A 20,112-nucleotide genomic window follows, 5' to 3' on the forward strand; every position below is an offset into this window, starting at 1 on the left:
GGCCGGCATGTTGGCCGCCTTGGCCTTGTCGATCGCCAGACGCAGGCGCGGGTTGGCGCTCAATCCGCACCGCCCTGCCGCGCAGCGAACATAATTTCACGAATGATAGGGTCAATACCTTGCGCGTTTTTCGTCCTGACGACCCTTGCGGTGTTGAATATTGGCCCATTTGCTGTGTCCATGCACAGGAATTTCCTTTGCTATTGTTTTATCTAGTAGACTGCGATTTTACTTTTGACTTTGATGCTGGAGAGGAAACCTACGATGGCTGAACCCTACTGGTTGCCAAAAATGGCATCAACGGAGTGTTTTTTACTTCCGGCCCTCGCCAACCGCCCACGGGCTGATCACCGGCGCGACCGGCACGGGCAAGACTGTAACCCTTCAGACATTGGCCGAGGGATTCTCGGGCATTGGCGTGCCGGTGTTCATGGCCGATATCAAGGGCGATTTGACCGGCATCAGCCAGGTAGGCCAGATTGGCGGCAAGCTCGCTGCCACCTTGCAAGACCGTGGTATTGACCTGCCCACACGCCAAGGCCTGCCCCACCACCTTGTGGGATGTGTTTGGCGAGCAAGGCCCCCGGTGCGCGCCACCATCTCGGACATGGGCCCGCTGCTGCTGGGCCGCATGCTGGACCTGAACGACACGCAGATGGGCGTGCTCAACCTGGTCTTCAAGATCGCCGATGACAACGGCATGCTGCTGCTGGACCTGAAGGACCTGCGCGCCATGCTCTCCTATGTGGGTGAGAAACGCCAAGCAGTTCACCACCGACTACGGCAACATCAGCTCGGCCAGCGTGGGCGCCATCCAGCGCGGCCTGTTGCAGGTCGAGCAGCAAGGCGGCAGCAACTTCTTTGGCGAGCCCATGCTCAACATCGACGACATGATGCAGACCGTGGGCACGCAAGGGGTGATCAACATCCTGGCGGCCGGCAAGCTGATGAATTCGCCACGCCTGTATTCCACCTTTTTGCTGTGGATGCTGTCCGATCTGTACGAGAAACTGCCGGAAATTGGTGACCCCGACAAGCCCAAGCTGGTGTTTTTCTTTGACGAAGCCCACCTCTTGTTCAATGACGCACCCAAGGTGCTGCAAGAGCGCATTGAGCTGGTGGTGCGCCTGGTGCGCTCCAAAGGCGTGGGCGTGTATTTCGTCACGCAAAACCCGCTGGATATTCCCGACAGCGTGCTCGCCCAGCTGGGCAACCGCGTGCAGCATGCGCTGCGCGCCTTCACGCCGCGCGACCAGAAAGCCGTCAAGGCCACCGCAACCACGATGCGCGCCAACCCGGGCTTGAACATCGAAGCGGCCATCACCGAACTGGCAGTGGGCGAGGCGCTTGTGAGCTTTCTCGACGAAAAAGGCCGCCCCAGCGTGACCGAGCGCGTCTATGTGCTGCCGCCCGGCAGCCAGATCGGCCCCATCAGCACCGAGCAGCGCCAGGCCTTGCTGAAAAATTCGCTGGTCGCTGGCGTCTATGACGCGCCGGTGGACCGTGAGTCGGCCTACGAGATCCTGAAGGCACGAGCCGGACAGGCCACGGCAGAGCAAGGCGGCAAGGCCGGTGCAGGCACAGCAGGTGGTGCCGCAGCCCCAGAGGAAGGCGGCCTGATGGGCAGCATCAACGACATCCTGTTTGGCACCACCGGTCCGCGCGGCGGCAAGAAGGACGGCATCGTGCAGTCCATGGCCAAATCCACCGCCCGCTCCTTTGGCACCAAGCTGGGCAACCAGATTCTGCGCGGCGTGCTGGGCAGCATCATGGGTGGCAAAAAATAAAACTGCCCGCCTGTGTGACCTGGCAAACCTGGCAGGCCTTACAGGGCGCAGGCAAAGAAAAAGCCGGCAATTGAACTGACCCCAAGAAGTTGGACAGTTGGAAGCTAGGGACTGAAGGCCTGAATCCGGTATTGCACCGGACTCAGGCCTTTTAGTTTTAGCTTGATGCGTTGGTGATTGTAGTAATGGATGTAGTGGTGAAGACCTTCTTGAAGCTGCGCCACACTGCTGAACTTGTTGAGGTGGAAGAACTCGGACTTCAAGGTTCCGAAGAAGCTCTCCATCGCTGCGTTATCCAAGCAATTGCCCCGACGTGACATGCTTTGCACCAGGCCATGATCGGCCAGCAAGCGGCGATAGGCACGACTTTGGTACTGCCAGCCCTGGTCGGAATGCAGCAATGGTTTTTCCTCCCTGCCCAGCTTGCCTAGCGCCTTGCGCAACATGTCACCCACCATCTTCAAGCGCGGTTGCGTATTCATCTGATAGCTCACCACCTCGCCATTGAATAGATCCATGACAGGCGACAGGTATAGCTTTTTACCCAAGACGTTGAAACTCTGTCACGTCCGTCACCCATTTCTGGTTAGGCTGCTCGGCCATTAACTGGCGCTGCAACACATTGGCCACGTCCGCGTGCTGCCCGGCGCGATAGGAGCGATATTTCTTGGGCCGAACCAGGGACTTCATCCCCATTACCTGCATCAGGCGCTGCACGCTCTTGTGGTTCACATGACAGCCATTGCGCTTGAGTTCAAGCGCAATGCGCCGATAGCCATAGCATCCTTTGTGAAGCTCGTAGACAGATCGGATCTGAGCTTTGAGCTCAGCGTATTTGTCGCCTCTCCTGTGCACTTGAGCCTGGTAATAGAAGGTGCTGCGCGCCAGCTTACCTGCCCGCAGCAAGTCCTTGAGGTCGTGATCTGGCCTTAGCTCAAGCACTATCCGCGCTTTTTCTGCGCAGCTTGTTTTTTCGCCTGAACCAAGGCCTCCAATTTTTTTAGGTACGCCACCTCCGCGCGCAGGTACTTCACCTCTTTGAGCAAATCTGCGTGCGAACGCGTGTCGTCCGCAGACATAACTGCTTGTGCCTGTGCGGGCTTGGCTGTGGGTGGGTTTGGCATCTTCTTGGAGCGTCCTCTTGGCCGGGTGCAAGTGCTTGCGGCCCAACGTCATGATATTGCAGCTCCCAGGCGCTGATGACACCCGTGCCACCCCGGATATCAAACAAGGTAATCGTCTCTCGTGCAGACAGATCATCTCGCCACATCCGCTGCAACACTGCCAGTTTGAAGTCAGCGCTGTAGCGACTGAACTTCTTGCGCAACCCTGATAGGCCATGCTGCTGGTAGCTCTTTACCCAACGTCGCACTGTCGCTTGGTCGAGACCGTGAGCATGGGCCAGTGCTCTGAACCCATGCTGCCCTGCACGTAGCCCTGGACAACTTCCAGCTTGTAACTCTCGTCGTACTTCGCCATGAAAAACACCCCAAAGGTTGGATGGATGTCCAACTTTTGGGGTGCAGTTCAAATGCCGGCTTTTTTTTCGCTTATGCGCTGCGCAGTCAAGTGCGATCGGTGCGTGCCAGGTGGTTTTCCAGTGCCCGCAGGCCCAGGGTCAGCATAAAGGTCATCAGCCAATAGGCGAGCGCCACAGCGAGGTAGGGCTCCCAGTAGCGGCCATAGGCGCCGGCCACGGTGCGCGCGGCATAGGCCATCTCGGCCAGGCCGATGGCCGAGACCAACGAGGTGTCCTTGAGCAACGAGATCATGTTGTTGCCCAGCGGCGGCAGCATGCGGCGAAAGGCCTGCGGAATCACCACATAGCGCATCATCTGGCCATGCGTCATGCCCAGCGACATGCCCGCCTGCTTCTGGCCCATCGCAATCGACTGGATGCCGGCGCGGAACACTTCGGAGATATAGGCCGCCGAGTTCAGCGTCAAGGCCACGACCCCCGACATCAGCGCGCCATGGTCCTGCTTGAGCGTGCGCGCCAGGTCACCGCTGATGAACAGCCCGTTGACCGGGTGCACGAACAAGGGCATCACGGCAAAATGCATCAGCAAGATCTGCACAAAGGCGGCGTGCCCCGGAAAAAGCTGACATAGGCCGTCGATGGCCAGCGCAGCAGGTATTTGCACACGCCCTTCCAGGGTGGTGGCGCGTGTCGGCCAGGCGTGCCAGGGCCAGCATCAGGCCCAGCGCGCAACCCATGATCACGCAGGCCACCGTCATGCCGATGGTGACCATGGCACCCTGCCAAAACATCTGCTTGTATTCCACCAGGATATCGGGGCGGAACCAGCCGAACCACTCTACGGGGGTGTTGTTGTCCATCAATCCATTCCTTCAAACAAAATGACGGCCACAGGGCCGTCATTGCAACTGCGCCAAGCCTTGCCTTATTGGGGCTTGTAGTCCTGGTTGAACCACTTCTTGTAGATCACGTTGTAGCTGCCATCGGCGCGGATGGCGGCCAGGCCGGCGTTGATCTTGTCTTGCAGGGCCTTGTCGCCCTTGCGCACGACGATGCCGAAATGCTCCTTGGGGAAGCTCGCATCATCGACAGTCTTGAGCGCCGGGTACTGCGAGACGCGGTAGGCGATGACGCCGTTGTCGCCAATCGCCGCATCGACGCCGCCGGCGGCCAGCTCGGAGATGATCAGCGGTGTGCTCTCGAAGCGGCGGATATTGGCTGGTCTTGCCCACTTCGCGGCTCATCACATCGTCACCGGTCGAGCCGCTGACCACCGACACCTTCTTGTCCTTGAGGTCCTTGAGCGAGGCCACCGTGCTGTCCTTGGGTACGGCAATCAGCTGGCGGGCATCAAAGTAAGGCTGGGAGAAATCAAAGCTCTGCTTGCGCTTGTCGTTGATGGTCACGCCGGAGATGACAAAGTCCACATCGCCATTGTTGAGCGAGGCAAAGATGCTGCTGAACGGTGTGTTGACGATGCGCAGCTTCATGCCCTGCTGCTTGGCGATGGCATTGACGATGTCGATATCAAAACCCACGATTTGCTTGTCTTTGTTCTCGAACGCAAAAGGTGCGTAGGTCGCGCTCGAGGCCACCACGAGATCACGGCCCTGCGCTTGCGCCGCGCCCGCTGCCAACACCGAGACCGCTGCGGCACCGATGGCCAGCGCAAATTTTTTTGTTCCACATACCCCAACCTTTAGCAACATAAGCCGATACAAGCGGCCGATTATACGTAAACGCCTATAGGCAACGGTGGTTACAGCCTGCCCGCCAGCGTTGCGCACAAGCTTGTCTGCCAGCCTCGCGAGCCAGGTGTCGGGCGCCGCAGCGACCCGCAGCGCTGCATGCAGCCTGCAGCACCCCAAGGCGGACCACCAGAGCGACACCAAACCGCCAAAAAGCCACTACCATGAATCCCTCGATGCCTCTGCCACCCTGATCGACCATGAACGCCACCGCCACCCCGCTCCCCACTTTTGACGATGTGCAGGCCGCTGCCCAGCGCCTGCAGGGCGTTGCCACCGCACGCCGGTCCTGCGCTCGTCCACCCTCGACAAATTGACGGGGCAGCGTTCTTCTTCAAGTGCGAGAACTACCAGCGCATGGGCGCCTTCAAGTTTCGGGGCGGCTACAACGCGCTGGCCCAGTTCTCGCCGCAGCAGGCGCAGCGCGGCGCGCTGGCCTTTTCGTCGGGCAACCATGCGCAGGCGATTGCGCTGTCGGCCCGCATCCTGGCATGCCCGCGGCCATCGTGATGCCCGAAGACGCCCCGGCGGCCAAGCTCGATGCCACGCGCGGCTATGGCGCGAGGTCATCACCTATGACCGTTTTAGCGAAGACCGCGAGGCGATCAGCCAGCGCATTGCCCAGGAGCGTGGCATGACCCTGGTGCCGCCCTACAACCATGCCGATGTGATTGCCGGCCAAGGCACCAGCGCGATGGAACTGTTCCAGGACGTGCCCCAGCTCGACTACCTGTTTGTCTGCCTGGGCGGCGGCGGACTGCTGTCGGGCTGCCTGCTGTCGGCCAAGGCCATGGCACCCCAGTGCAAGGTCTATGGCGTGGAGCCGGAGGCCGGCAATGATGCCCAGCAATCGCTGCGCAAGAGTGAGATCGTCAAGATCGCCACGCCCCGCACGATTGCCGATGGCGCGCAGACCCAGGCACTGGCGACCTGACCTATGCGATCATCCGCCGCGATGTGACCGACATCGTCACCGCCAGTGACCCGCAGCTGGTGGACTGCATGCGTTTTTATGCCGAGCGCATGAAGATGGGTGGTCGAGCCCACCGGCGCGCTGAGCCTGGCCGGGGCCCGCTTTGGCGGCGTCGATCTGCAGGGCGCCCGCGTGGGCGTGCTGATCAGCGGCGGCAATGTGGACCTGGGCCGCTACGCGCAATAGCTGGGCAGCGCCTGAGCGGCGAATAGCGGCGATTGGCGACGATGGGCCCTGCAAAAGCCTACCATTCGGTAAATATATTCACCGGCAGCGCACGGCCACAGAGCGGCACTGCTACCATTGCGGCCAAAAATGACATTGGCAACTACCATGAGCACCGTTCACCTCATCGACCACCCGCTGGTCCAGCACAAACTCACCCTGATGCGCCGCAAGGAAGCATCGACCAACAGCTTTCGCCGCATGCTCGGCGAGCTGTCCACCCTGATGGCCTATGAGATTACGCGCGACTTCCCGCTGCAGGATCTTGAGATCGAAACCCGATGGAAAGATGGTCGGCAAGGTCATCGATGGCAAGAAGCTGGCCCTGGTCTCCATCCTGCGCGCGGGCAATGGCTTTCTCGACGGCATGCTCAACGTGGTGCCCGGCGCCCGTATCGGCCACATCGGCCTCTACCGTGACCCCGAAACGCTGCAACCCGTCGAGTACTACTTCAAGATGCCCGACAACATGGGCGAGCGCGATGTGATCGTTGTCGACCCGATGCTGGCCACCGCAACTCGGCCGCCGCCGCCGTGCAGCAGCTCAAGGACAAGTGCCAGCCCAAGTCGATCAAGTTCATGTGCCTGCTCGCAGCCCCTGAAGGCATCAAGACCATGCAGGCCGCCCACCCCGATGTGGACATCTACACGGCCGCCGTGGACCGCCAGCTCAACGACCACGGCTACATCCTGCCGGGCCTGGGCGACGCGGGCGACCGCATCTTCGGCACCAAGTAAGCCCAGCCACACCGCCTGCCCACCGCGCGCTGGGCATGCGAGGTCCGACGACGCCGCAGCTTGCCCATGGCAGGGCGTAGGACAAATCGCACACCCAACACGCAGCAGCTTTGGTTAAATGGGCTTCGGGGCATCATTGCCGGGAGACCACACCATGAGCTACCATCTGCTGGTTTTTGCGCCCACTGCCGCGCCCAAGGAGGCGTCGGCCTTTGGTCTCTGGTTCCAGGCGCAGACCGAATGGCCTGAGCACCATGACTATGAGGACCCGGCCGTCGCCACCTTGTCGCTCAAAGCCTGGTGCCTAGATATGATGCAGCGCTTTCCCCCCGGTCAGGCCCTTACCGGGAAGAACTCCCACCCGAAGACAAAAGTCTGCTCGCCGACTACAGCATTGGCCGCAATATAGTTTTTGTGGCCGTGCAGCCGTCGCAGGCCAAGGCCGCACTGCAATTGGCGCGTGCGCTGGCAGCGCAGCACTGCGTGGGCCTGTACGAGGCCAGCGCATCGCCAGCCGCCGTGCGCCTGCCCGATGGCAACAATGGCTTGCAGGCGGCGTTTGACTGCAAGCCGGACATGGGCTGAGCAGGCCTCCAGAGTCAGCGCGCCGACTCGCTATCGCGGGCCTTGAGCACCATGCTATTGCCCGAGATGCTCACATCAAAGTAGCGCAGGAAGTTCTGCCCAGCAGCGCATCGCGTGCGCTCTCACCGGTGTAACCGGTGCCCACGCGCAAGTCGTTGACGGCCAGCGGCCCCACTTCGATACGCTCGGCCCGGCTCATCATGCCCTGGCGCACGCCATTGGCCGTCTGAAAGCTGATCGGCACGCCTTCGCCCAAGTTCGCACGCTCGGCCACCGTATCGGTGATGCTGATCAGGCTGGCGCCAGTATCGACCATGAACTGCACCGGCACGCCGTTGACCGAGCCTGCGACGCGAAAGTGCCCGTCGCGGTCGCGGGGAATCTCCAGCACGCCATGGGCCATGACCTTGCCTTCGCTGGGCTTGCGGTAGACCTCGGTCACCAGGTAGATCGCCAACATCACGCCAATCCAGATGGCCAGCAGCAGCCAGGTCGTGCGCCGGCTGGCATCGGGTGCTGTGCGCACAGACCCTGGGCCGCCAGCGGGCTGCGGGCTGCCCGGCCATGGCGATGGATGCGCCGCGCCTGCGGGCTGTGCTGAAGAGGAGGAATTGGGGCGTCGGGTGCGTAAACGGCTCATGGATCAGGATTTTTTGCCTACGCAAGCAAACTGTGCGACGGCCGGTGACAAAGCATAAATCATACTGCATGGCCCGGGCCACGCCGCTGCACTGTGCGCGCGGGCTTGTCGCGCTTCATTGGCGCCCGGCCGCAGCCGCCTGGCGGACAAGGTGAGCAGCAGGGACCGGCTGGACTGGGGTAGGATTGCCGCCAGTTATCACCCTGCCCTGTTATTCATGACCATCGACCGTCGCCATTTGCTGCAATCCCTGGCGGGCTTTGCCGCCGCCGCTGCCCTGCCTGCGGGCTGGACCAACGCCCATGCAGCCCAGGCCCATTGGCCCAGCAAACCCCTGCGCTTTATCGTTGGCTACCCGGCGGGCTCCTCGCCGACATGCAGGCGCGCATGATCGCCCAGCCGCTGGCGCAGATCCTGGGCCAGCCCGTGGTGGTCGACAACCGGCCCGGTGCCAGCGGCAATATCGGCGCTGACCAGGTGGCCCGCGCGAGCGATGACCACAGCTTTGGCATTGTGGGCAATGGCCCGCTGACCTCGTCGCAGGCGCTGTACGCCAAGCTGCCCTACGACCCGGTCAAGGACTTTGCGCCGCTCGCCCTGGTGGGCGTATCGCCGCTGGCCTGGGTGGTGCCCGCCAGAGCGGGTGCGCAGACCGACAAGGCGCTCGCCAGCCTGCGCCAAAAAGGCAATGCCGCCAGCTATGGCTCCACCGGCCTGGGCTCGGGCGGCCATCTGGGTATGGAGCTGCTCAAAGATGCGCTGCATTTCGAGGCCGTGCACATCCCCTTCACCGGTGCGCCCGGTGTTGTTGGCGCGCTGATGGGCGGCCAGCTCGACTGCGCGCTGCTGCCCATATCTTCGGTGCTGCCGCTGGTGCAAAGCGGCAAGCTGGCGGCGCTGGCCGTCACCTCGGCCCAGCGCACGCAGCTGATGCCGCAGACGCCCTCGATGCGCGAAATCGGCGCCCAGGATGTGAATATCGAAGTCTGGAATGCGCTGATGGCCCCCGCCAGCATGCCGGCCGCCATCCGCAGCCAGTTGAGCGAGGCCTTGCTCAAGGTGCTCAACACCGCCGATATCCGCGATCAGCTGCTGCGCCAGGCCTGGACCTTGGAGGACGCGTCGCCAGCTGCGCTGCAAACGCGCATCAGCAGCGACCGCAAGATGTACAACGCCTTGATTGCGAAAAAGAAACTGCAGCTGGAGTGATACCGCGCTGCTGCAACACCAAGGGCCCTCGCAGGCCCTTTTTTTGTGCGCTAAGCCGACTTAGCGGCGCACCTGCAACGCACCCGGGTTGACGATATTCGACGGCCGGCCCTGATGAAGTTGACCACGTTGTCGAAAGCCACGCCAAAGTATTGCTCGTAGCTGTCCTGCTCGACATAGCCAATATGGGCGTGCAGATGCAGTTCTCCAGCCGCAGCAAGGCATGGCCCTGCAGGATAGGTTCGCTCTCGAACACATCGACGGCCGCAATGCCGGGGCGTCCCCGGTTGAGCGCGGCAATCAGCGCATCGGGCTGCACCAGCTCGGCCCGCGAGGTGTTGACGAAGGTGGCCGAGGGCTTCATCTGCGCCAGGTCCTCAAAGCTGATGCAGCCCTTGGTCTGCTCGCTCAGGCGCAGATGCACCGTCAGCACATCGCTATTGGCAAAAAAGAACTGCTTGCTCGGCGCCACCTTGTGGCCGTCGGACAGCGCCTTGGCGCGCGAGCCATCGCTGCCCCAGACCAGCACCTCCATGCCAAAGGCCTTGCCATAACTTGCAATCAGCTGGCCAATGCGGCCATAACCCCAGATGCCCAGCGTGCGCCCACGCAGCACTGTGCCGAGGCCAAAATTGGGCGGCATATTGGCCGCCTTGAATCCCGACTGCTGCCAGGCGCCATGCTTCAAGTTGGCAATGTACTGCGGCAGGCGGCGTGCTGCGGCCATGATCAGCGCCCAGGTGAGCTCGGCAGGCGCAACGGGAGAACCCACGCCTTCGGCCACCGCCACGCCGCGCTCGGTGCAGGCCGTCAAATCCACATGGGAGCCGATGCGCCCGGTCTGGGCAATCAGTTTGAGACGGGGGAGCTTGTCGAGCAGCAGGCGGTTGATATGCGTACGCTCGCGGATCAGCACGATGATGTCGGCATCCTTGAGGCGCACCGACAACTGTCCTAAACCCTTGACGGTATTGGTATAGACCTTGGCCGAATAGGCGTCGAGAACGGATGCACACTGCAGTTTTGCGCACTGCATCCTGATAATCGTCCAAGATCACTATATTCATAGGAAGACCATTCTCGTCGAACGCCAACCAGGCTGCTTTGCCCCACGCAAGCCACCTGTACACGGCAGCGCGCTGGCAACATTCACCGAAAAACCGGTTTCTGAGCACCGCTGAGTACCGCATCAGCTATGAACATCATAGCATTGAATAATCTCGGCCCTTTGCCATGCCCACCAGCTGGCGACATGCCTGCAACAACAGGCGGCTGCGCCACCCGTCCGTGCTGCCGCGTGCTATGCAAATCTTTGCACAAGCCGGTGCAGGGGCGCTGTCATCGCCCTGGCCGCCTGCTGCGTTGTGCACAGTGCGTCCAGCGCCCGCCAGACTGTTGCTTTCAACGCAAATTTAGAAGCTCGGGCGCGGCAACGCTAGCGCTGGCTCACGCCGAGCGCTATAACAATTGCTTGTTACTTTGCTTTGTTGGTTGATAGCACTATGACGAATTTGGTCGCTCCATCCCGCAGTCGTTGCCCACAACAGATGTTGGCGCAAACCATGCAGGAATGGGGAGGAACAGACGACCTCTGGGTATTTGCCTACGGGTCGCTGATCTGGCGCCCGGAGTTCGAATTTTTGGAATGCCGCCACGCGCGGGTTTTTGGCTGGCACCGCGCGCTCAAGATGTGGAGCCACATCAACCGGGGCACGCCCGAATGTCCGGGTCTGGTGTTCGGCATGTTTTCGGGTGGCAGCTGCCGGGCATGGCGTTTCGCATCGCCCGCCAGCATGTGCCCGAGATGATGCCCCGCCTGTGGCAGCGCGAAATGGCCACCGATTCCTACGATCCCAAGTGGCTCGATTGCCAGACCGAAGACGGCCCCGTCAAGGCACTGGCCTTTACTCTGTCCAAATCCAGCCCGCGCTGCACGGGCACCTTGAGCGAAGAAGACTACCGCCGCATCTTCGCCCAGTCCTGCGGCATTTATGGCACTACCTTGGACTACGCCGAGTCCACCTACACGGCCCTCAAGAGCCGGGGCATCCAGGACCGCGCCTTGGAGCGCCTGCTGCGCCTGTCCGCCTCACGTGCCCATGCGGGCCAGCAAGCGCGCAGCCTGCTGGGCCAACCAAGCCTCAGCACAGCCAGCTCTGCCACTTAAACCCCATTGCAACTGCTGAACCAGCGCGCCTGGTGCGCTGGCCTGAAGGCTGATCTCCCTACAACTGCGCCAGAAAAACAAACACCCCGCCTTTCTGGGGCCAGATGGCCACGGAAGCGAGGTGCATGTTGAGAGCGGATGGACTGTCTTTGGTCCATCCGGGCGGGAATGTGCAGCTTCCGCGCCCTATTCGCAAGTAACGGCTCCATGGAGGAGCCGTCTACTGGGGTGGGTTGCCGGATTCAGTATCGGCAAGCAGGAAAAAAGAGCTACTGGCGCCAGTGCTTAGCGCTTGCGATCACGTTCGTCTTCTGGCCAGATGCTGAAAACATTTGCGGTGGTCATGTGAACAATCTCCTAAAGATGGGTGTTCAACGCCGGGGCTGACGAGGCGGTTGACAGCAGGCCTTAGAAATTTAAATGTTTACACACTGTTTACCTAGGTTGATTTAACCCATGAAAAACAACGATGAGAAATGTATCAAAAACTTGATTTCGGCTACATTTTCGGCATATTATTGATATATATCAATGGCTTAAATCGTAAACGTAGAGAGTAACTTAAATTAACAGCAACACCATTTGATGTTCAGTAAATATTGCATTCCGTCGTAATCTTGACAACTTTCAGGTCATTTCGATTTTAAATCGTCAATTATTTAGCCATTTAGACGTAAGTATGGACGAAAAATCAACTGCGCAGCCACCTTGACTGCTGCTTACAGAACCCGCCAAGCGCAGGTGTTCAACGCACAATGACCTGCTTTTGCGGGTTCCAACCATGGTTGAGCGGGCCATGGCCCTGGCCGGTATGCACATCGGCACCCGATTCAATGGCGCCCAGAATGTACTGCCGCGCCAGGCTGACGGCGGCCGGCAGTGGCTGCCCCAAGGCCAGCTGGCAGGCAATGGCCGATGACAGGGTGCAGCCGGTGCCATGGCCGTTGTGCGTGTGGATACGGGTGGAAGCCAGGCGCAGGCGCGCGCCGTCGGCAGTGGCCAGCAAGTCCACCACCTCGTCGCCCGGCAAATGGCCGCCCTTGATCAGCACGGCCTGGGCGCCAGGGCCAGCAAGTCCTGCGCCGCCTGCTCGAGCTGGTCGGCATGCACCAAGCTGCGGCCCAGCAGCAAACCCGCTTCGTCCAGGTTAGGGGTGATGAGTGCAGCGCGGGGAAACAGCTCGCGCACCAGCTCAGCCACTGTGGCCTCGGCAATCAGGCGGTCGCCGCTGGTGGCGACCATCACCGGTCCAGCACCACATGGGGCAAGGCATAGCGGTCAATCGCCGCAGCCACCACGGCGACAATCTCGGGCGCGTGGAGCATGCCGATCTTGACGGCATCGCAGCCAATGTCCTCCAGGACGGCATCGAGCTGCTCTTGCAGAAAGACTGGTGGCACGCCATGGATGGAGCGCACGCCTTGCGTGTTTTGCGCCGTCAGCGCCGTAATCGCGGTCATGCCAAAGCAGCCCAGCGCCGACATGGTCTTGAGATCAGCCTGGATACCGGCCCCCCCGCCGCTGTCGGAGCCTGCAATCGACAGCACCCGGGCATAACGGGCAAGGAGACAGGAGAAGATGGGGTCAGTGAGGCCATGGCTGCAGTCCAAAAACAATGCCGGGCAACACTGGCCCGGCCTGGGCAAAATTATCCACGATTGTGACGACGGCTTGACACTGCACGGTGGTTGCAGCGCAGCGCTGTGCTTTAATGCAGCTTGAGACGAAACAGGGGTGTCCCTGCAGCGCTTTGGCTGCAGCGCGACTGAGATCAGACCCTGGAGCGCGCCGCCACGGTAGCGCTCCGCAACCCGATCCAGGTCATGCTGGCGTGGGGAGTTTTCGGCAGCTGCGCGCACTGTTTTGTCTATTGCCAAGCACAAAACATGTCCTCTCCGCCCTTCATTTCTCCCCAATCCCGTATCACCATTCTGGGCGCTGGCCTGCTGGGCCGGCTGATGGCGCTGGAGCTGTCGGGGCTCGGCTTTTCCATCGATCTGTACGACCGGGGCGGGCCAGACGCTGAGCATGCTGCAGCGCGCGTGGCCGCCGCCATGCTGGCGCCCCTGGCCGAGTCGGCCGTGACCGAGCACGGCGTGGTGCGCATGGGCCAGTACGGGCTGCAGCGCTGGCCCGCGTTGCTTGCGCAGCTGGAGGCGCCAGTGTTTTTGCAGCAGGCGGGCACCCTGGTGGTCTGGCACCGGCAAGACGCACCCGAAGCCCAGCGCTTTCATGGCATCTTGCAGCGCACGCAGGCTGCCATTCCGGAGCTGCCGCCTTTGCAAATGCTGGACCGTGCGCAGATCGCCGAGCTGGAGCCAGCGCTGGCGGGCCATTTTCAGGCGGCCTACTACCTGCCAGGTGAAGGGCAGTTGGACAATCGCCAACTGCTGGCCGCACTGGTGCCGGCGCTGCAGGCCCGGGGCGTGCGCCTGCACTGGCACCAGGCGCGCGAGCTGGATGACTTCTCGCCCGGTGCGCAGGGCCAGCCCGATCTGCTGATCGACACCCGCGGCTGGGCGCCAAACCCCAGTGGAGCCAGCTGCGCGGCGTGCGCGGCGAGGTGCTGCGTGTGCATGCCCCAGAGGTGCAGCTGCGCCGCCCCACGCGCCTGATGCACCCGCGCTATCCGATCTACATCGCGCCCAAGCAGGACCACCATTTTTGTCATCGGCGCCACCGAGATCGAGTCCGATGACATGTCGCCGGCCAGCGTGCGCTCGGCGATGGAGCTACTGAGCGCCGCCTACACCGTGCACAGCGGCTTTGCCGAGGCACGCATCCTGGAGATCAACACCCAGTGCCGCCCGACTTTGCCCGATAATCTGCCAGCCATCCGCCAGGTGCGGCCAAGGGTGCTGGAGGTCAATGGCCTCTACCGCCACGGCTTCATGATCTCGCCAGCGGTGCTGGACTGCGCGGTCGAGCTACTGCTGACCGGCCAATCACCCCTGGCAACGCGCTTCGATCTGGATGTGCGCCTGCTCGCGGGCGCCTGATGGCCCGCAGCCCCCTGATGAGCCTAGACAAATGACGATACAGATTCTCTTTAACAACCAGGCCACCGCCTTGCCCGAAGGCGCCACCATCGCCGTGGCCCTGGCGCAGCTGCAGCCGCGCCCGCCGTTTGCCGTGGCCGTCAACACCGAATTTGTGCCCAAGGGCCAGTACGACAGCCGCCAGCTGCAAGCCGGTGACAAGCTCGAAGTCATCTCGCCCGTCACTGGCGGCTAAGCGCCGGCGCCATCTGCCGGGCCACCCCCGCCCGGCCCTGACCCGTATTTACCCAAGGCCTTTGCCATGAACGCCACTCCCTCCTCCGACGACGCCCTGGTGCTGTATGGCCAGCGTTTTCAAAGCCGCTTGCTGCTGGGCACCTCGCGCTACCCATCGCCCGCCGTGCTGGAAGCGGCCGTCGCCCGCGCCCAGCCTGCCATGGTCACCGCATCGCTGCGCCGCCAGGGCAGCAACGCTGCCGAGACCGGCAGCGATTTTTGGGCATTGCTCAAACGCCTGAATGTGCCGGTCCTGCCCAACACCGCCGGGTGCATGCGCCTGCAAGAGGCCATCACCACCGCGCAAATGGCGCGCGAGGTGTTCGAGACGCCCTGGATCAAGCTGGAGCTGATTGGCGACGACTACACCTTGCAGCCCGATACCTTGAACCTGGTGGAGGCCGCCTCCATCCTGATCAAGGACGGTTTTCAGGTGCTGCCCTACTGCACCGAGGACCTGGTGCTCTGCCAGCGCCTGGTCGATGTGGGCTGCCAGGCCGTCATGCCCTGGGCTGCCCCCATTGGCACGGGCCGTGGCCCCGTCAACCCGTATGCGATGCAGACCTTGCGCGAGCGCCTGGATGTGCCGCTGATCTGCGACGCGGGCCTGGGCCTGCCCAGCCATGCCTGCCAGGTGATGGAATGGGGCTTTGACGGCGTGCTGCTGAACACCGCCGTTGCGCTGTCGCAAGACCCGGTCGCCATGGCCGGCGCCTTTGCCGATGCCACCACCGCTGGCCACGCCGCCTTCCGCGCCGGCGCGATGCAGGCGCAGGACATGGCCCAACCCAGCACCCCGGTGCTGGGCACGCCGTTCTGGCACCAAAGCAACTAAAAGGCCATGCCCATGCACGCCTCCGCCACCCCAGCCCAGATCGCACAGGCCATCACCGCCGCCCACCAGGCCGCCTTTGCCAGCTTTCCGCCGCAACCCACGCCCGCGCTGCCCGCAGACCGCCAGCACGATGCCGTCTATGCCGGCGCCTTGGCCGCTTGCAGCGCACTGGGCTTTATCGCCATCGATGCCGAATGTCTGGCCAGCGCCTGGAGCGCGCAGACCGCCCGCACCGGCCAGTTCGATCCCCAGCCTGGCCCACGCAAGCCGCCGATTTTGGCCTGCTGACCAGCGGCGGGCCTGAGGCCTTTGCGCCCTGCCCCCAGCGGCTGGGCCTCTATGCCGTGCTGCCAACGGCCGAATGGGTGGGCCGCATGGCCCGCACGGGCGTGCCTACGGTGCAGCTGCGCTTCAAATCCGACGATGCCCAGGCGATCAGTGCCGAGATTGCGGCTGCCGTTGCCGCAGTGGTTGGCACCGGCGCGCTGCTCTTTATCAACGACCACTGGCGCCAGGCGATTGCGGCGGGCAGCTATGGCGTGCACCTGGGTCAGGAAGACCTCGATGCGCTCAGCCCCGAAGAGTTAGCCGAGCTGCGCGCCAGCGGCGTGCGCCTGGGCGTCAGCACCCATGGCTATGCCGAGATGGTGCGTGCCAGCCAGGCCCAGCCCAGCTATATCGCGATGGGGGCGGTCTTTCCGACCACCTTGAAGAAAATGGCCACCGTCCCGCAAGGCTTGGCGCGCTTGGAGCGCTATGCCGCATTGACGCGCAGCTATCCCCAGGTGGCTATTGGTGGCATCTCGGCAGCAGAGTTTGCGCAGGTGCGCAAGAGCGGTGTCGGATCGATCGCCGTGGTGCGCGCCATCGTCAACGCAGGCAACCCCGAGGCCGCTGCCGCCGAGTTGATGGCGCTGATGGGCTAAGCGCGGCCCGCGCTACACCACATAAAGCAGCACGGCATCACGCCGCTGGGCCGCTGCCTGCCAAAAGCCGCGCAACGCGGCCTGCCGGCGCACCCACAGGCGCAGGGCTTCCAGGTCGGGCGCGCTGCCATCCTGCGTCTTTTGCCAGGCATGCATACGCTGCACCAGCTGGGCTGCGCTGATGGCGGCCAGCCGTTGCGCACTGTCCGTCACCAGGTCGGCCGGCCAGGCCCAGCACTGCTGGGCCAAGGTGCCCTCCACCGCCACAACCGGGCTCGATCTCGGGCAGGTGCTGCATGTCCTGCTGCCACAGGCTGCCCTGGTCCAGCATGGCGAGCGGCCCGCCTTGCGCAGCACTGCGCTGCAGGTAGTCATCCATCGCCGATGGCTCGACCAGCAAGCCCCGCAGGCCATGGCGCGGCAGCGCATAAAAAAGTCCTTGCACGCTCATGCCGCCTCCCTGATCGCTGTTTTGAGCTGTTGCAGATGCGCGCTGTTGTCCGGGTCACAGATCTGCACCAGCAGCAGCGCTTTTTTCAGGTAGCTGCGGCGGGCATCGGTCTGCCCGTGCGCCGCCAGAAAAATCCGCAAACACCTCATAGGCACGCGCTGCTGCCAGCGAGTAACCCCGGCAACTGCGCTGCTGTATGCGCAAGGCCTGCTGCACCAGGGGCTTGACCTGTGTCGGTTGGTGATGGGTGGCGAAAGCTGCGTAGTCCGCCAACATGCCAGAGACGGCCTCCGGATCGGGCATGCGCTGGCCTTGCTGGTCCAGCCGTCAAAGCTGTCCACGTACAGCGCCAGCCGCTGCCAGCATTGCAGCGCCTGCGCCGTCTCGCCCAGCGCTGCATGGCTGGCGGCCATGCGCTGCAACAGCGCGCACAGTGCCAAGGCCTGGGCTGCGGCGTTGCCCCCGCTGCGCACATCGACCAGCGCCAGCGCTTGCGCATAGTGCTGCGTAGCGTGGCGGTGCTTCCCCTCCGCTTGGTACCCATTCCCCAGGCGTTCCAGCGCCTGGCGCCGCAGCGTGGCGGGCACAGCAGCCCCCTCGCGCACGGCCAGCGCCAGCAAGGCCTGGCCATGCCCACGTTGCCGCGCCGTATCGCCCAGATGCTGGGCTATCTCCATCGCATGCAGATGGTGCTGCGCCAGATCGGGCAGATCCCCGTTCTGGGCGGTCTGCAAGCCAATGGTCTGCTCACACACAGCGTCAATGCCTGCGCCCAGTCCTGCGCTTGCATCAGCAGCGGGTACTGCCCTGGCTGCAGTGCAGGGGTGGCAGTGGTGCCCGGCGCCATCTTGGGCGCGCGCAGGCGCTGCAAACAGGATTGCGCCTGCTGCACCGGTTGCGCCAGCTCGGCAAAAGCCGCGCCCAGATGCACCCCCATCTGCAGTTTTTTGCGCGCGGCATCGAGGTGTTCGGTTTGGTAGAAGGTCATCCCCTGCAGCAGATAGGCCATCGCCAAATGGGATCGTTTTGCGGTTTACGGCTGCGCTGCGCCAGGTACCTGACCAAGGTGTCCGCCTCGGCATGCGCGGTCTGGATATCCCGGTGTGCCAGCGCATCGCCAATATGCTTTTGCGCCATCTGGATGGCCAGCGACTTTTTGTCGGCCTGTAGATCGGCTGCAGGATCGGACTTGGGGTGAGGCAAGGGTGCTGCAGCCACCAGGGACTGGGCCACAGGGGCAAGCGCCGGGGCTGCCGCAGCCTGCACGCTCGCCGCTGGCTGCGATGCCTGCGCATCGAGCTGCGACTGGGCAAAGGCGGACAGGCGCGAATCCATGTCTTCCTCGACCCGAAAGTAGTCGAACAGCCAAAAACCATCCGCAGCAGCCAAAAGACCACCGGCCCGAGCAGGTAAGGCGCGTAGCGTGCAAGGGGACCTCCCCATAGCCACAGCGCCGCGCACAGCACGCTGATGCCCAGTTGCGCCACGGCGCTTGCATAGCGCCCCAGATAAAAGCGGTGAGCGCCGAGCCACCCCACCGCCAACAACAGGCCCAGAGCCCATCGCGGATTTTTTCCCCCATCCCTCTTCCCTTGTGCTTTGTTTGGTCTGCACTTTGCCGCCCAGGCATGCACCGTATTGGCGCTGCCCAAGGCGGCATATATCGCGGGAAGTATAGCAACCGCTACCGGCTGCGCCAGGGCTGCCAGCGGGCGCGGAGCTTCAGTTGGCAGGCGCTGCCGCTTTGGCACCAGAGGGATTTAGCAAGAAAATCAGGCCTGCGCGAGGGCGCTATAGGGCATGCCGCCGCTCTGCTGCCGCGCAATACCGATCGGCAGCGACCAGCAACGACCAGCTGCCGCCGGCATTGCCGTATCAAACATTTACCAAAACGGGCGCGTCGGTTTGGCGTTCGGGTTTGGTGCGGGCCGCTTGCATGACCTCGTGCGGTGGCAGATGCTTCATGCGGTGGTCGCTCCAGACCTGGCGCCAGCGGCGCGCACCGGGCATGCCCTGGCGCAGGCCCAGCATATGGCGGGCAATGGCGTACCAGTGCGTGCCGTACTCGGCAGCCTCGCGCTCCATGTAGCGCACCATCGCCTCTTCGACCGATTCACGGCTGATGTCGTTGTTGGGCTCGGCGCCATAGAACAGCGCATCCCAACGGGCCAGCCACCAGGGGTTGTGGTAGGCCTCGCGCCCCACCATCACGCCATCGACCTGGTCCAGCTGTGCCAGCACCGTGGCGTCATCGGCAATGCCGCCATTGATCGCGATGGTCAGCTGCGGAAAGTCCTTTTTCAGCTGCGCCACCACCTCATAGCGCAGCGGCGGAATCTCGCGGTTCTCCTTGGGCGACAAGCCCTTGAGCCAGGCTTTGCGGGCATGCACGACAAATACCTCGCAACCGGCCTCGGCCACCGTACCGATGAAGTCACGCACAAAGGCATAGCTCTCATTTTTGTCAATGCCAATGCGGTGTTTGACCGTTACCGGGATGTCCACCCCATCGCGCATGGCCTTGACGCCATCGGCCACCAATTCCTTCTCGTTCATCAGGCAGGCACCAAAGGCGCCGCGCTGCACACGCTCGCTGGGGCAGCCGCAGTTGAGGTTGACCTCGTCATAGCCCCAGTCCTGCGCCAGCTTGGCGCATTGGGCTAAGTCTGCGGGCTCACTGCCGCCCAACTGCAAGGCGACCGGGTGTTCCTCTGCAGAAAAGCGCAAATGCCGCGCCACATCCCCATGGATCAGCGCACCGGTCGTCACCATCTCGGTGTAGAGCAAGGTCTGGCGCGTGAGCAGACGGTGAAAATAGCGGCAATGGCGGTCGGTCCAGTCCATCATCGGCGCAACGGACATGCGTCCTGGCCAATGAAGAGGCGTTTTCCCTATGGAAACCAACGATTTTTCAACTGTCTGATTCGATGCCATTTGATCTAATTTCATGCCATTTTTAGCACTTTGGTGCTACATTCAGTGCAACAATTTTTCAATGTTGCACCGAGACTATGGGAACCATAATCCGCCGTGAGCGCAAAGACGGAAGCGTGGGCTACACCGCCCAAGTCCG

The 20,112-nt window shown here is 62.7% G+C and carries 16 protein-coding genes and 12 pseudogenes; 15 read left to right on the forward strand and 13 right to left on the reverse strand.

Going from position 1 to position 20,112, the window contains the following annotated elements; translation table 11 throughout:
- A pseudogene (locus tag ACFODQ_RS00310) lies at positions 1-186 on the reverse strand (YebC/PmpR family DNA-binding transcriptional regulator); the annotation flags it as partial.
- Positions 187-391: 205 nt separating this feature from the next.
- Here ACFODQ_RS00310 and ACFODQ_RS00315 point away from each other — a divergent pair.
- Positions 392-691: pseudogene (locus ACFODQ_RS00315) on the forward strand (helicase HerA-like domain-containing protein); the annotation flags it as partial.
- 52 nt (positions 692-743) lie between these two features.
- Entirely contained in the window at positions 744-1,787 is a 1,044-nt protein-coding gene (locus ACFODQ_RS00320; RefSeq protein WP_377014332.1) for a helicase HerA-like domain-containing protein, read from the forward strand.
- A gap of 104 nt (positions 1,788-1,891) precedes the next feature.
- Here ACFODQ_RS00320 and ACFODQ_RS00325 read toward each other — a convergent pair.
- From ACFODQ_RS00325 to ACFODQ_RS00335, 3 pseudogenes are all read right to left on the reverse strand, one after another.
- Positions 1,892-3,266: pseudogene (locus tag ACFODQ_RS00325) on the reverse strand (IS3 family transposase).
- Positions 3,267-3,352: 86 nt separating this feature from the next.
- A pseudogene (locus ACFODQ_RS00330) lies at positions 3,353-4,127 on the reverse strand (amino acid ABC transporter permease).
- Positions 4,128-4,192: 65 nt separating this feature from the next.
- Positions 4,193-4,976, reverse strand: a pseudogene (locus tag ACFODQ_RS00335) (basic amino acid ABC transporter substrate-binding protein).
- 82 nt (positions 4,977-5,058) lie between these two features.
- Here ACFODQ_RS00335 and ACFODQ_RS00340 point away from each other — a divergent pair.
- From ACFODQ_RS00340 to ACFODQ_RS00360, 5 genes and pseudogenes are all read left to right on the forward strand, one after another.
- On the forward strand, positions 5,059-5,250 hold the full coding sequence (locus tag ACFODQ_RS00340) for a hypothetical protein (protein ID WP_377014334.1): 192 nt from the start codon (positions 5,059-5,061) through the stop codon (positions 5,248-5,250).
- Positions 5,216-6,174, forward strand: a pseudogene (locus ACFODQ_RS00345) (threo-3-hydroxy-L-aspartate ammonia-lyase). Before ACFODQ_RS00340 ends, ACFODQ_RS00345 begins: the two are co-directional and overlap by 35 nt.
- 147 nt (positions 6,175-6,321) lie before the next feature.
- Positions 6,322-6,951: pseudogene (gene upp / locus ACFODQ_RS00350) on the forward strand (uracil phosphoribosyltransferase).
- Between the two features lie 154 nt (positions 6,952-7,105).
- Positions 7,106-7,360 (forward strand): hypothetical protein, encoded by a 255-nt coding sequence (locus ACFODQ_RS00355; RefSeq protein ID WP_377014336.1) that lies wholly within the window; start codon positions 7,106-7,108, stop codon positions 7,358-7,360.
- A gap of 11 nt (positions 7,361-7,371) precedes the next feature.
- Entirely contained in the window at positions 7,372-7,536 is a 165-nt protein-coding gene (locus ACFODQ_RS00360; RefSeq protein ID WP_377014338.1) for a hypothetical protein, read from the forward strand.
- 70 nt (positions 7,537-7,606) lie between these two features.
- Here ACFODQ_RS00360 and ACFODQ_RS00365 read toward each other — a convergent pair whose 3' ends face one another.
- A complete protein-coding gene (locus ACFODQ_RS00365) occupies positions 7,607-8,176 on the reverse strand; it encodes a TIGR02281 family clan AA aspartic protease (protein WP_377014339.1) in 570 nt (189 codons plus the stop codon).
- A 217-nt stretch (positions 8,177-8,393) separates the two neighbouring features.
- Here ACFODQ_RS00365 and ACFODQ_RS00370 point away from each other — a divergent pair, with 217 nt between their 5' ends.
- Together ACFODQ_RS00370 and ACFODQ_RS00375 are read left to right on the forward strand one after the other, a co-directional pair.
- Entirely contained in the window at positions 8,394-8,567 is a 174-nt protein-coding gene (locus tag ACFODQ_RS00370; RefSeq protein ID WP_377014341.1) for a hypothetical protein, read from the forward strand.
- Positions 8,552-9,385, forward strand: a complete 834-nt coding sequence (locus ACFODQ_RS00375) for a Bug family tripartite tricarboxylate transporter substrate binding protein (RefSeq protein ID WP_377014344.1) — start codon at positions 8,552-8,554, stop codon at positions 9,383-9,385. The genes ACFODQ_RS00370 and ACFODQ_RS00375 overlap by 16 nt, the downstream gene beginning before the upstream one ends.
- A gap of 60 nt (positions 9,386-9,445) precedes the next feature.
- Here the strand turns inward: ACFODQ_RS00375 and ACFODQ_RS00380 are convergent.
- A pseudogene (locus ACFODQ_RS00380) lies at positions 9,446-10,452 on the reverse strand (D-2-hydroxyacid dehydrogenase family protein).
- A gap of 435 nt (positions 10,453-10,887) precedes the next feature.
- On the opposite strand from ACFODQ_RS00380, the pseudogene ACFODQ_RS00385 reads away from it, so the two are divergent.
- Positions 10,888-11,552: pseudogene (locus tag ACFODQ_RS00385) on the forward strand (gamma-glutamylcyclotransferase).
- 745 nt (positions 11,553-12,297) lie between these two features.
- Here ACFODQ_RS00385 and thiD read toward each other — a convergent pair.
- Positions 12,298-13,132, reverse strand: a pseudogene (thiD, locus tag ACFODQ_RS00390) (bifunctional hydroxymethylpyrimidine kinase/phosphomethylpyrimidine kinase).
- 306 nt (positions 13,133-13,438) lie between these two features.
- Here thiD and ACFODQ_RS00395 point away from each other — a divergent pair.
- From ACFODQ_RS00395 to ACFODQ_RS00415, 5 genes and pseudogenes are all read left to right on the forward strand, one after another.
- Positions 13,439-14,167, forward strand: coding sequence for an NAD(P)/FAD-dependent oxidoreductase (locus ACFODQ_RS00395; RefSeq protein WP_377014346.1), 729 nt, complete (start codon positions 13,439-13,441; stop codon positions 14,165-14,167).
- A 12-nt stretch (positions 14,168-14,179) separates the two neighbouring features.
- Positions 14,180-14,551 (forward strand): FAD-dependent oxidoreductase, encoded by a 372-nt coding sequence (locus ACFODQ_RS00400; protein ID WP_377014362.1) that lies wholly within the window; start codon positions 14,180-14,182, stop codon positions 14,549-14,551.
- Between the two features lie 37 nt (positions 14,552-14,588).
- Complete coding sequence (thiS, locus tag ACFODQ_RS00405) at positions 14,589-14,786, forward strand: sulfur carrier protein ThiS (protein ID WP_260720267.1); 198 nt, start codon at positions 14,589-14,591, stop codon at positions 14,784-14,786.
- Positions 14,787-14,852: 66 nt separating this feature from the next.
- Complete coding sequence (locus ACFODQ_RS00410; protein ID WP_182341208.1) at positions 14,853-15,662, forward strand: thiazole synthase; 810 nt, start codon at positions 14,853-14,855, stop codon at positions 15,660-15,662.
- Between the two features lie 12 nt (positions 15,663-15,674).
- Positions 15,675-16,588, forward strand: a pseudogene (locus tag ACFODQ_RS00415) (thiamine phosphate synthase).
- A gap of 12 nt (positions 16,589-16,600) precedes the next feature.
- Here ACFODQ_RS00415 and ACFODQ_RS00420 read toward each other — a convergent pair.
- The 6 genes and pseudogenes from ACFODQ_RS00420 to dusA all read right to left on the reverse strand — a co-directional run bounded on the left by ACFODQ_RS00420 (position 16,601) and on the right by dusA (position 19,973).
- Positions 16,601-17,017, reverse strand: coding sequence for a hypothetical protein (locus ACFODQ_RS00420; RefSeq protein WP_377014348.1), 417 nt, complete (start codon positions 17,015-17,017; stop codon positions 16,601-16,603).
- An 18-nt stretch (positions 17,018-17,035) separates the two neighbouring features.
- Positions 17,036-17,773, reverse strand: coding sequence for a hypothetical protein (locus ACFODQ_RS00425; RefSeq protein WP_377014369.1), 738 nt, complete (start codon positions 17,771-17,773; stop codon positions 17,036-17,038).
- On the reverse strand, positions 17,707-18,027 hold the full coding sequence (locus ACFODQ_RS00430) for a hypothetical protein (RefSeq protein WP_377014371.1): 321 nt from the start codon (positions 18,025-18,027) through the stop codon (positions 17,707-17,709). Before ACFODQ_RS00430 ends, ACFODQ_RS00425 begins: the two co-directional genes overlap by 67 nt.
- The gene (locus ACFODQ_RS00435; RefSeq protein WP_377014373.1) at positions 18,024-18,428 is read right to left on the reverse strand and encodes a hypothetical protein; all 405 of its coding nucleotides are present in this window, start codon (positions 18,426-18,428) and stop codon (positions 18,024-18,026) included. Before ACFODQ_RS00435 ends, ACFODQ_RS00430 begins: the two co-directional genes overlap by 4 nt.
- Positions 18,429-18,493: 65 nt before the next feature.
- A pseudogene (locus ACFODQ_RS00440) lies at positions 18,494-18,790 on the reverse strand (TM2 domain-containing protein); the annotation flags it as partial.
- Positions 18,791-18,914: 124 nt separating this feature from the next.
- Positions 18,915-19,973, reverse strand: coding sequence for a tRNA dihydrouridine(20/20a) synthase DusA (gene dusA / locus ACFODQ_RS00445; RefSeq protein WP_260719535.1), 1,059 nt, complete (start codon positions 19,971-19,973; stop codon positions 18,915-18,917).
- Positions 19,974-20,112: the final 139 nt, after the last annotated feature.

Source organism: Comamonas sp. JC664 (assembly GCF_042647185.1).